Source organism: Pseudoalteromonas sp. RWi3, from assembly GCF_054960735.1.
The window spans coordinates 44,259-56,172 of the sequence record NZ_JBHNYL010000001.1 but is presented as its reverse complement, the minus strand read 5'-3'; the positions used below and the strand labels follow the sequence as shown (position 1 = coordinate 56,172).

The window sequence follows — 11,914 nt, the reverse complement described above, 5'->3', positions numbered from 1 at the left end:
ACTCTTCTCTTGCCGATGAGTTTACGTGCTCTTAAATGCTTAGGAATTCATCTTGATCTCTACCGCTAACATCACCATGCAGTTTGGTGCAGAACCTTTATTTGAAAACATTTCCGCTAAATTTGGTAACGGAAATCGTTATGGCCTGATAGGGGCAAACGGTTGTGGTAAATCAACGTTTATGAAAATCCTAAGTGGAGCGCTAACGCCGACATCAGGAAATGTATCTATTACCCCTGGGTTAAAAGTGGGTAACTTAAGCCAAGATCAATTTGCTTTTGAGCAATTCACTGTCGTTGATACAGTAATTATGGGTGATGTTGCTCTTTGGGAAATTAAGCAGGAGCGTGATCGTATCTATTCATTGCTCGAGATGAGTGAAGCAGAAGGAATGAAAGTTGCTGAACTTGAAAGTATCTTTGCAGAAATGGATGGCTATAGTGCAGAAAGCCGCGCTGGCGATATTTTGTTAAAAGCGGGAATAGAAGAAGAGTTTCACTTTGGCTTAATGTCTCAGGTTGCACCAGGGTGGAAGCTACGTGTTCTTCTAGCTCAGGCATTATTTGCAAACCCAGATATTCTACTATTGGACGAACCTACCAATAACTTAGATATTCATACGATTAATTGGTTAGAGCATGAGCTTAATCAACGTAAGTGCACCATGATTATCATATCCCATGACCGCTATTTTCTTAACGCGGTATGTACGCATATGGCTGACATTGATTATGGTGAGCTTCGAATCTACCCAGGTAACTATGAGAAATACATTGAAGCTTCATCACTTATTCGTGAACAATTACTTGCTGGAAATGCAAAAAAACAATCAGAGATTGATGAATTACAAGACTTCGTAAATCGCTTTGGTGCAAATGCCTCAAAAGCAAAACAGGCAAGTTCACGGGCTAAACGCATGGATAAAATTAGCTTGGACGAAGTTAAATCTTCTAGCCGTATGGCTCCTTCACTATATTTTGATGAAGGTAAAAGAATGCATCGCCAAGCATTAATTCTAGAGAACTTTGGCCATGGGTTTGACGGTGACGTTTTATTTGAAGGTGGCGAGTTAATTTTAGAAGCCGGATCAAAACTTGCGATAATAGGTGAGAATGGGGTGGGTAAATCTACCTTTATTCGCTGTCTAGTTAATCAACTTGAGCCAAATAATGGTGTTATTAAGTGGTCTGAAAATGCATCAATAGGTTACTGTCCACAAGATAGCAGCAAAGATTTTGACAATGACTTAACCTTGTTTGATTGGATGTCACAATGGCGTACAGCTAAGCATAATGATTTGATGGTACGTGGCATGTTAGGGCGTTTATTATTCACTGCAGATGATGCAAATAAAAAAGCTAAAAATTGCTCAGGTGGTGAGAAGAACCGTCTATTGTTTGGTAAATTAATGATGCAAGATGTCAATGTACTGGTTATGGATGAACCCACAAACCACATGGATATGGAAGCCATTGAAGCACTCAATAATGCATTAAAAGATTTTGAAGGTACACTCATTTTTGTCAGTCATGACCGAGAGTTTGTCTCATCATTGGCGACGCGCATCATTGATATTCGTGATAAAAAAGTAGTTAATTTTCACGGTACATTTAATGAATTTATGGCCAGTCAAGCTGAGTCAATGCAATAAAATTTTAGTTATAGAGCTGGCATTTGCCAGCTCTTTTACTTAGCCGATGATTTAAACCGTTTGACGTATCTTAGGGTGACAAAGTTAATAATTGCCATTAAAAGTGCAATTTCATAACGGCTAAATGCAACGGCAATACCTATTAACCCCATGTTCCATATACTCGCTGCTGTGGCAGTACCATATGTTGAATTTTTATTTTTCAAAATTGCTCCACCCCCGATAAAGCCAATTCCGGTGATAATCCCCTCTAGCACCTTCGATTCAGCTTCGGATGATGTTAATACAGACATGCCTACTAATGCATAACCACACGATGCTACAGCTACTAGCGGAAATGTTCTAAGCCCCGCGCCATGGTTGGAACTTTCACGATCAAAGGCCATCGGGAGCGAGAGAATATAGGCGATCCCCAAGTGCATTAAATTCTTTACTATTTCATTCCACTGTAAGTCCAATTCCATATTAGCAATTCCAATTATTTTACTGTAACTATGAACAGCAAAAATCAAACCAAACATACAAGATTAAATATCATTTACTTTCAATGCATTATAATTATATAAGAGAGTTGTTTTCTAAAAATATGTATATTTTACAAGGAGGGATGTGGCATCTACAGTTTATTACAGTTTTTTTAATTACTATATTTTAGGGGGCGCATATAATCCTTGTTATTGACTTTTAGTGCATTTAAAAAGGAAACACAGGTGATGGTTAAGTCATTTATAATATTATTCATTAGTTTCTCTCTTTCTGGCTGTACTTTTGCTGGTGTAATTCTTGATAGTAGCATTTACAGTAAAGCAGATGAAAACTATGATGCGGATCTAGCATTATCTCACCCAAGTGAAACACCTAAAAGTACACATTTAATAAGAGGGGAAGACACAGTTTCGTTTAGTAATTTAGGCTTTGAAGTCGATAGCTACTTAGTTGGTCTTATACTTGAGCAAAATGAGCCAGATGTCGTGTGTAAGCAAGTATCTAAATCACTGAAAGTCTGCGAGGAGGTTGACCCCAACATCCTCACAAAAGATAAAAAAACTAACGAACAAAAAACTGTTGATGAAATAATAGGTGTTCGTCAATAAAACTACTTATAAAATAATAACTGTGATCATACCCTGGGTGCATGTTGATTTCAGCTGGGTAGTCCGTTTCGTTTACACTTTTGAATAAGGCTTCAATTTTTAGCTGTTCAACTAAAAAGTTGTCTGCTTCACCTTGATCAACGCGCATTGGCACAAAGTTTTCAGGTTTTGCATTATTCATTAGTTCACAAGTGTCGTATTTAGCCCATGTTTTTTTGTCCTCACCGAGGTAGAGACTCAAAGCCTTTTTACCCCAAGGACAATTAATAGGGTTTGTTATAGGGCTAAACGCAGATGCACTGGTGTAACGATCAGGGTTGCGAAGTGCAATCATTAACGCACCATGGCCGCCCATTGAATGACCACTTATTGCTCTTTTATCAGATACAGGGAAGTGCTGTTCAATTAACGTTGGAAGCTCTTCAACAACGTAATCGTACATATTATAGTGAGTATTGTAGGGCGCTTGTGTTGCATTAACATAAAACCCTGCACCCTGACCAAAATCATAGCTGTCTTCATCAGGTACATTATCCCCACGCGGGCTGGTATCAGGGGCAACAATGGCAATGCCTAACTCTGCTGCTTTTTTAAATACGCCCGCTTTTTGCATAAAGTTCTCATCAGTACATGTCAAACCCGATAACCAATAAAGTACAGGCACTTTATTAGTTTGACTGGCACCGGGAGGTAAAAATACTGCAAAACGCATTTTGCAATGGGTACTGGTTGATTCATGGCTGTATTGCTTATGCCAGCCACCACTGACTTTTGCTGTCGTTATATTATCTAGCATGTTGTCCTCACAAAATGCCATGAACTTATGTTCATGGCATTTTATTACAAAGTTATTAGTAGTGAATTACAGTACGAATACTTTTGCCTTCGTGCATTAAATCAAAAGCTTCGTTAATACCGTCAAGTTCCATGGTATGCGTGATGAAGTCATTTAAAGCAAACTCACCGGCCATGTAACGCTCTACAATTTCAGGTAACTCAGAACGACCTTTTACACCACCAAATGCACTACCGCGCCATACTCGACCTGTAACTAATTGGAACGGACGAGTTGCTATTTCTTGACCAGCCCCTGCAACACCGATAATCACAGACTCTCCCCAGCCTTTATGACAACACTCAAGAGCAGAGCGCATAACATCCACATTGCCGATACACTCAAACGAGAAATCAACACCGCCGTCTGTCATCTCTACTATTACTTCTTGAATAGGCTTATCAAAATCTTTTGGATTTATTAAATCAGTAGCGCCTAGTTTAGTGGCTAGATCAAATTTAGAAGTATTAATATCGATACCAATAATTCGACTTGCACCTGCCATTTTTGCGCCAATGATAGCGGACAAGCCAATCCCGCCTAAACCAAAGATAGCTACAGTATCGCCAGCTTGTACTTTTGCTGTTTTTGTCACAGCACCCATACCTGTAGTTACGCCACAGCCTAGCAAGCAGACCTCTTCAAGTGGCGCTTCTTTGTTTACTTTAGCGAGTGAGATTTCAGGTAGTACTGTGTACTCAGAGAAAGTAGATGTGCCCATGTAATGATAAATTGGTTGACCATCTTTATAGAAACGAGTTGTGCCGTCAGGCATAAGGCCTTTGCCTTGGGTTTCGCGTACCGCGGAGCACAAATTTGTTTTTCCTGAGGTACACATTTTACATACGCCACACTCTGCAGTGTAAAGCGGTATAACATGATCGCCAACCGCAACGCTTGTAACGTCATCGCCAACCGCATAAACCACACCAGCACCTTCATGACCCAAAATAGCCGGGAAGATACCTTCTGGATCTTCACCTGATAGGGTAAAAGCATCTGTATGGCAAACACCTGTAGCAGTAATTTTTACCATTACTTCGCCTTTTTTAGGCATCATTACGTCAACTTCTTCAATTGAGAGCGGTTGTTTTGGGCCCCACGCAACCGCGGCTTTTGATTTAATAAATTCTGACATAGTGTGATTCTCTTCTTGTTAGATACAAAATGATATAAAAACAATAGCGCTATTTTATTTGTTTCTCAAACAATGTTAATCTTTAATTTAATAAAACACTTTTACAGTATGGTAATAATGAGTCGTTGGGCAGGAATAGATGAATTTATTGCAGTGGGTGAAGAGGGCAGCTTCACAAAAGCTGCTGTTAGTTTAAATGTATCGGTTGCACATATAAGCCGCCAAGTAACGCAGCTTGAGCATCGGCTTAATTCGCAACTGCTAACGCGGACAACACGCAGTGTGGTTCTAACAAAAGAAGGTGAGGCGTTTTTACATCAAATTAAGCATTTACAACATGCTATGGATGATGCAACTGCCTTACTGGCACAGCAGCAAAGTACGCCAAAGGGTAAAATTAAACTAACTGCTCCGGTGATGTTCGGTGAAACATTTATCATGCCAGCAGTACATACATTTATGCAGCAATATCCCGATGTAGAAGTCGTTATGGCGCTAAGCAATCAACAAGAAAATTTGGTCGAGGGCGGTTTTGATTTAGCGATTCGCCTTGGTCATCTAAAAGATTCAAGCCTAAAAGCACGGCGTTTAAGTGCGCGACATTTTGTTATTTGTTGCTCGCCTGATTACTTAAATAACTTTGGTGAGCCACATACAGTAACTGAGTTACATAATCACCAATGCTTAATAGGCAATAGTAGTTATTGGCGAGTGTGTGAGCAAGGACGAGACAAACATATTAAAATTGCAGGGCGGCTTCAATGCAATAGTGGTTGGGCACTGGTTGATGCTGCAAAAAAGGGGTTAGGTATTGTACAACTACCTAACTATTATATAGAGAAAGATTTAGAGGCGGGTAGTTTAGTGCCCATACTGACTCATTATCAGCCAAAACCCGAGGGGGTATGGGGTGTATACCCACCTCGGCAATTTGTAGCAACGAATGTAAAAGCATTACTTGATCATTTAGCAGATGCACTCAATTAAATCATTTCAGCGGTGTTTTCATCCATTCTTTTAAGTGCTTTATTGAGTGCTTCGATACGGCTTTCACAGAACGAGTCAGTGGGCAATTTATCTTTAATTCTAAGACGTTTTAATTGATCACTTGTTTCACTATTTGGTGAATAGATATACACGTCACAATTAGCTTCAATTGCATCTGTAATTGCATTTTCTATTGCCAAAGAAACAGTTACGTCGAGCATCTGCACCCCAGATAAATCAAGTAACATTGATTGGTATTCACCGATATGGCGATGCTGTCGCGCAATTGCTTTAGAAACACTGAATATCATTGGGCCAGATAAATAAAAGAATAATAACTTGCCTTGTGCTTGGTCTAATAACGCTCTTTCATCATCTGTTAGCGGCACGTCATCGTCATCTGCATCACTGATTGCTTTTACATGCTTTGCTTGTTCTCGGCTTAATCGTTCTATCACAATGATGTTTGATATGAAAACACCCAAACCCACCGCAACAATCAAATCGACGAATACTGTGAGCATCATCACGCCATACATAATCGACATTTGTAAAATACTGAGTTTGTGCGCGCGTTGAATAAAACTCCAATCAAGAATATTTATACCAACATACACCGCAATACCAGCTAATACCGCCATGGGAATGGGCTCTGTTAAGCTACCTGCTACAAATACGACAGCCATTAAAATGACAGCCCGCAAAATGCCAGCAAGTGGCGAACGGGCGCCAACTTGAACATTTACCACAGTACCCATAGTCGCGCCTGCGCCGGGCAGTGCGCCAAACAAACCCGCGACCATATTTGCGATGCCTTGGCCCCGTAGCTCTTTATCTGAGTCATGCTCTGTTCGCGTTAAACTGTCGCCAATAACAGCCGTTAGCAACGTGTCTATGCAGCCTAAAGTACCTAATACTAATGCATCAATAACCATTTCAGTGAACAAATCCGCTGAAAAAGTTGGGAAAATAAAGCTTGGTAAACCGCTAGGTATTTCGCCAATACGGCGAATATCTTCGCTGGTAAAAAATATAATTGAAACTAATGTAACAGCAACAAGTGCTACCAATTGAGCAGGGACATATTGGCGGTATTTTTGTGGCAGGTAAAACAAAATCCCTAACGTACACAAGCCTAAAAATAATTCAGAAAAATGTAACGACGTAATTAATTCGGGTAATGCTGACAATGTACCAATTACGCCCCCCCCTGGAGATGAGTGTCCCAATAATGGCGCAAGTTGTAAAATGATTAAAATAACACCAATACCAGACATAAACCCAGAAATAACACTGTATGGCATGAGTGTTATGTATTTACCGAGCTTTAGCGTACCCAACATTATCTGAAACGCGCCAGCCATCATTACGACGGTAAAGCCCATCGCTAAACCTTGTTCAGGGTAGCTTGCTAACATGGTTGTGAGAATAGCGGTCATGATGACAGTCATAGGCCCGGTGGGCTCAGAAATTAATGAAGTAGAGCCGCCAAACAATGCGGCAAACAAACCAACTAAAATAGCGCCCCACATACCTGCTTCAGCACCCGCACCCGATGCAACCCCAAACGCAAGTGCAAGTGGCAATGATATAATCGCGGTTGTAACACCCCCGAATAAATCACCCTTTAAATTGACATGTTTAAATCGCTGTAAAGACAAAATTGGGCCCTCATCTAGATATTTGGCGCATTTTAACCCAAAATGACTTAATCAAGTATCAGATTTTTAATTATTTTTTACACTTTTGTTCATACCCAAATAAAATTGAATTTGCTAGTATGGCCGCTCTATTAGCATTACGTGTGTCTCTATAACTTATGTTTCAACCTGTTAGCCTATTTATTGGGCTCAGATATAGTCGCTCCTCCAAAGGGAACGCGTTTATCTCATTTATTTCGTTTTTTTCTATTGCCGGCATTGCAATTGGTTTAATGGCTCTTTATACCGTTAGCTCTGTTATGAATGGTTTTGAAAATAATTTAAAATCAAATATGCTGGGCCTAATACCTCATATTGAAGTGTCATCAGATGACAAAACACACGACCAAATACAACGCTTACAGGCTGACATTTTGTCATCCAAATTTGTTAAAAACGTCAGTTTATATCGCCACGGTGAAGCAATATTGCAAACCAACAAAGATTTACATGGTGTTTTATTACAGGGTCTTTACGACGATAATGCCTCGCTCTACAAAATCAGCGACAAAATTGTACAGGGGCAATGGGAACAAGTTTTATCTGTTCGCTATAATATTGCGGTTAGTCGCTATCTAGCACGCAAATTAGGTATTTCTTTGGGTAATAAATTGCGTGTGATCATGCCCAATGCTAGCACATACACACCACTTGGACGTGTACCAAGCCAGCGTTTATTTACAGTGGCCGCCATATACGAGACGGGGTCTGAAATTGATATGGGCCTTGCGTTTACCAGCGGCGAATCTTTACAACGTGTTCTAAAACAAGCAAATTCAGTTGCTCCTAATTTAAGTATTTCATTAAAAGACCCTTTTTTAATTGATGACTTCACTGAAAGTACCAACTTGTTTAAAGACAATAAAATAACCGATTGGCGCCAATCTCAAGGGACATTATTTGCTGCTGTGGCAATGGAAAAGCGCATTATGTCTATGTTGCTGGCGCTAATTGTATTAGTGGCTGTGTTTAATATCGTCTCTGCCTTAACTATGATGGTGAGTGAAAAGCAAAGTGAAGTGGCGATTTTACAGACATTAGGTTTAACACCTAACCAAGTTCAACATGTATTTATGATTCAAGGACTATACAACGGGCTTATAGGTACCAGTATAGGAGCCGTACTGGGAATATTACTCAGTGCAAATATAAACGAGATATTATCTGCTATTGGATTAAATGTACTTACTGGTATTCGATTACCCGTCATCTTTGATGTTTCGAGTTTAATAATGATTGCACTGGGTAGTATTGTTATGAGTTTTTTAGCGACTTTATACCCGGCAATGAAGGCCGCCAAGGTAAGCCCAGCAGAGGTACTACGTTATGAATGATTTTGTGATTGAGTGTGAAAAATTAAGTAAATCTTATCAAGATGGTGAGAGCCAAGTGGAAGTCTTAAAAGGCGTTAACCTAAGGCTTACTCAAGGTGAAATGCTTGCAATAGTAGGCAGCTCAGGCTCTGGGAAGAGCACGTTACTGCATATCCTTGGAACTTTGGATGGCCAAACTGATGGTATTGCAAAAATTAAAGGGCAACGCGTTGCTGATCTTTCAAGAAAAGAGCAGGCTAAGTTTAGGAACGAAAATTTAGGTTTCATTTATCAATTTCATCATTTGTTAATGGAATTTAATGCAGTAGAAAATGTCGCCATGCCACTGTTAATAAAAGGCCACAGTGCAAAAAATGCTAATACGCAAGCACTCGCCATGTTGGAAAAAGTTGGATTATCACATCGTAGCTTGCACAAACCCTCCGCGCTTTCAGGCGGAGAAAGACAGCGGGTTGCAATCGCGCGTGCATTGGTAACTAACCCTGCATTGGTGTTGGCAGATGAGCCTACGGGGAACCTTGATAAACAAAATGCGATTAAGATTTACGATTTAATTAAAGAGCTCAATAGCACGCTCAATACAAGCTTTGTTGTCGTTACACACGATTTAGAACTAGCTGACAAGCTTGGCAAGATTGCCTATTTAGACGAAGGTAAAATAGCGATAAAAGAGAGTAGCCATGTTGCTTAGTGCATACTTAAGTAAACGATTTAGAACGCAAGCAGGTGTCGGTGAACGACAAAATGGCTTTGTCACATTTATTGCTAAAGCTTCTACCATTGGTATTTTACTGGGTGTGGCAGTGTTAATCGTTGCGTTGTCTGTCATAAATGGCTTTGAGCAACAGTTAGTTCACCGCTTATTGAGTGTAGTGCCGCAAGTTGAATATGTTGCGCCGAGTCGACCTATTGAGCAGTGGTCAAGTAAAGTTGAAAACTTACAAAAACAAGCAGGTGTTACCGGTGCCGCTCCTTTCATTAGTGTAAATGGCATGGCGCAGTACAAAAGTGAATTAAAGGCGGTTGAGGTTCGGGGAGTAAGTCCTGAGCTTGAAAAAAACGTTTCTTCAATAAACCAGTTCATCGAAGGTAAACTCATTGATCAAATAAGTACCGAAGAAGTCATTCTTGGCTCACAAATTGTTGAACAACTGGCGTTACAGCGTGGTGACTCTGTCACACTGTTGATCCCACAAGTAAATCAAACAAGTAATGATATTCTAGCTCCTAAGCGTGCAACATTAACACTTGCTGGTATCGTCAAAATGGGTGGTCCAATAGACAGTTCAGCAGCATTTATTCACCTTGAAAAAGCACAGGGCTTATTGGGCTTTGATAAACAACAGGTCACTGGATTGAGACTGCAAGTCAATGATGTGTTTTATGCTCATCAAATTGCCTTACGAGTAGGGCAAACCATTCCGGACTATGTGTATATTTCTAGCTGGTTTAGGACGCAAGGAAGCTTGTATCAAGATATTCAAATGGTGCGTACCATTGTCTACATTGTTGTATTTCTTATTATTGCTGTAGCTAGCTTTAATATTGTCTCTTCATTAGTCATGGAAGTACGCGAAAAACAATCTAACATAGCAATACTTAAAACCATGGGTGCTAAAGACAGCACTATTTTAGCTACCTTTGTAATGCAAGGGCTGACACAAGCTTTTGTAGGTGTTGTTTTGGGCAGTGTTATAGGGATATTTTTAGCACTTAATATTAGCAGTTTGTTTACTTGGCTAAGCCAACTAGCAGGGGCTAATCCTTTACAAGGTGTGTATTTTATAGAGTTTTTACCCAGTAAATTAGTCTGGCAAGATATTATAGTTACAATTATTGTCACTTTTGCACTGGCTGTTTTAGCCACGATTTATCCTGCCTGGCAAGCGACAAGAGTTGACCCTGCAAAAGTGTTGGGTAACTGATATTTCGACACTGAACGCCTATGCTGTTTTGTTTAGGCCTTACATGCCATAAAAGTACAATCCATACCCGATAAATAAAGCGGGTATAGCAGAGTACAGTGTTGCAATAAATGCAGCCTTAGGTGCCATTGCTATTGCTGGAAAAAGCGCATCTCCATCGTTTGATATAGCATTAGCTGCTAGTGCGCTAAATGGAATAATACCTTGTATATACAATGTTGTAACCACTATTTGCGGCCCACAACCAGGTAAAAAACCAATGATTACTGCAATCAAAGGGGCTAAATAGGCAAAGTGTAAAAACCACTCTTTTAATTCAATACCTGTAAACTCTAACAGTATTTCAAATAGCATAAATGAGGCAACAACCCACGCTGTGACAAAGTGAGTATCTTGCAATACTTTGTAGAGCTTAGAAGGAGGCTTTGGAGATTCTTCTTCGCTGGTTATTTGTTGATAACTTTTTCCTTTGGATGACAAAGCCCAAGTGACTACTGCAAATAAAGCCATGCCAGCTCCAAAAGCGGTTATTGCGTCGTTAGCTGTTATACCAAATTGATTCAAATCGATATTGAACGCCATAAGCAGCGCAATAATAATGCTGGGCAGCAAAGTGACTTTCCAGACAGACTTACTAAATACAATTGCCTTGTTGTACTGTAAATTACATGTCTGCTGAGATTGTTTTACTGGCGGCACTAAAAAATCGCGTTTGTGTATAATGTTGACTAAATAGCCACTTAATACACCAACAATCAAGCCGATACACATCATTTTGAGTCCATCCAATGGGTGTGTGGCTATTAATAAAAATGCCGCATCTCCCATAGTAGCAGTCAAAACTGCGACTACGGAGCCAAAACTGGCTTGTCCTTTAGTAAACTGTGTCACCACTATAATTGCACCTCCACACCCAGGTAATGCGCCTAGAAAAGCTGCAAAGCTAAGTTCTAACAAGGGGGATTTTGCGTTTAAGTAAGCAAGTTCCAGTTGTGGTAGTTTTTCGATCGCAAAATAATAAATAAACAAAGTTGCCGCAACAAATACACTTACTTGGAAAAAAGCATCGCTCATTGCTGCCATTGATATGTTGCGAAGAGGAGGGTAAAGCAAACAAATCAATAAAATGATCGGCAGTACAAAACGTTTGTTTGAAAAGATAGGTTGTCTATTAAGAGAAGTAATAATCTTTGGCAGTGTGTGGGTAATCATAAGTGCAACCTAAAAATTCTGTAGGTTGCACTTTATAA

At 39.9% G+C, this 11,914-nt stretch carries 11 protein-coding genes; 6 read left to right on the top strand and 5 right to left on the bottom strand.

Annotated elements, in window-relative coordinates; translation table 11 throughout:
- The first annotated feature begins 52 nt into the window (after positions 1-52).
- Positions 53-1,651 carry an ABC-F family ATPase gene (locus ACFI4Z_RS00230; RefSeq protein ID WP_462668838.1) on the top strand — a complete coding sequence of 533 codons (1,599 nt, stop codon included), beginning with the start codon at positions 53-55 and terminating at the stop codon, positions 1,649-1,651.
- 35 nt (positions 1,652-1,686) lie between these two features.
- On the opposite strand, the gene ACFI4Z_RS00225 is transcribed toward ACFI4Z_RS00230, so the two are convergent.
- Entirely contained in the window at positions 1,687-2,115 is a 429-nt protein-coding gene (locus ACFI4Z_RS00225) for an MgtC/SapB family protein (protein ID WP_462669350.1), read from the bottom strand.
- Between the two features lie 249 nt (positions 2,116-2,364).
- Between ACFI4Z_RS00225 and ACFI4Z_RS00220 the strand changes: the two genes are divergently transcribed.
- Positions 2,365-2,745 carry a hypothetical protein gene (locus tag ACFI4Z_RS00220; protein ID WP_462668837.1) on the top strand — a complete coding sequence of 127 codons (381 nt, stop codon included), beginning with the start codon at positions 2,365-2,367 and terminating at the stop codon, positions 2,743-2,745.
- Here the strand turns inward: ACFI4Z_RS00220 and fghA are convergent.
- Together fghA and ACFI4Z_RS00210 are read right to left on the bottom strand one after the other, a co-directional pair.
- Positions 2,699-3,541, bottom strand: a complete 843-nt coding sequence (gene fghA, locus ACFI4Z_RS00215) for an S-formylglutathione hydrolase (protein WP_462668836.1) — start codon at positions 3,539-3,541, stop codon at positions 2,699-2,701. The genes ACFI4Z_RS00220 and fghA overlap by 47 nt on opposite strands.
- 55 nt (positions 3,542-3,596) lie before the next feature.
- Positions 3,597-4,718 (bottom strand): S-(hydroxymethyl)glutathione dehydrogenase/class III alcohol dehydrogenase, encoded by a 1,122-nt coding sequence (locus ACFI4Z_RS00210; RefSeq protein ID WP_462668835.1) that lies wholly within the window; start codon positions 4,716-4,718, stop codon positions 3,597-3,599.
- A 117-nt stretch (positions 4,719-4,835) separates the two neighbouring features.
- On the opposite strand from ACFI4Z_RS00210, the gene ACFI4Z_RS00205 reads away from it, so the two are divergent.
- The gene (locus ACFI4Z_RS00205; protein ID WP_462668834.1) at positions 4,836-5,705 is read left to right on the top strand and encodes a LysR substrate-binding domain-containing protein; all 870 of its coding nucleotides are present in this window, start codon (positions 4,836-4,838) and stop codon (positions 5,703-5,705) included.
- On the opposite strand, the gene ACFI4Z_RS00200 is transcribed toward ACFI4Z_RS00205, so the two are convergent.
- Positions 5,702-7,369, bottom strand: coding sequence for a SulP family inorganic anion transporter (locus ACFI4Z_RS00200; RefSeq protein WP_462669349.1), 1,668 nt, complete (start codon positions 7,367-7,369; stop codon positions 5,702-5,704). The genes ACFI4Z_RS00205 and ACFI4Z_RS00200 overlap by 4 nt on opposite strands.
- 155 nt (positions 7,370-7,524) lie before the next feature.
- Between ACFI4Z_RS00200 and ACFI4Z_RS00195 the strand changes: the two genes are divergently transcribed.
- Genes ACFI4Z_RS00195 through ACFI4Z_RS00185 form a run of 3 tightly spaced genes read left to right on the top strand, consistent with a single transcriptional unit; the run spans position 7,525 to position 10,664 of the window.
- Positions 7,525-8,739, top strand: a complete 1,215-nt coding sequence (locus tag ACFI4Z_RS00195; protein WP_462668833.1) for a lipoprotein-releasing ABC transporter permease subunit — start codon at positions 7,525-7,527, stop codon at positions 8,737-8,739.
- Positions 8,732-9,430, top strand: a complete 699-nt coding sequence (gene lolD, locus ACFI4Z_RS00190) for a lipoprotein-releasing ABC transporter ATP-binding protein LolD (protein ID WP_462668832.1) — start codon at positions 8,732-8,734, stop codon at positions 9,428-9,430. The genes ACFI4Z_RS00195 and lolD overlap by 8 nt, the downstream gene beginning before the upstream one ends.
- On the top strand, positions 9,420-10,664 hold the full coding sequence (locus tag ACFI4Z_RS00185) for a lipoprotein-releasing ABC transporter permease subunit (protein WP_462668831.1): 1,245 nt from the start codon (positions 9,420-9,422) through the stop codon (positions 10,662-10,664). The genes lolD and ACFI4Z_RS00185 overlap by 11 nt, the downstream gene beginning before the upstream one ends.
- Positions 10,665-10,703: 39 nt before the next feature.
- Here ACFI4Z_RS00185 and ACFI4Z_RS00180 read toward each other — a convergent pair whose 3' ends face one another.
- Complete coding sequence (locus ACFI4Z_RS00180) at positions 10,704-11,876, bottom strand: putative manganese transporter (RefSeq protein WP_462668830.1); 1,173 nt, start codon at positions 11,874-11,876, stop codon at positions 10,704-10,706.
- Between the last annotated feature and the right edge of the window lie 38 nt (positions 11,877-11,914).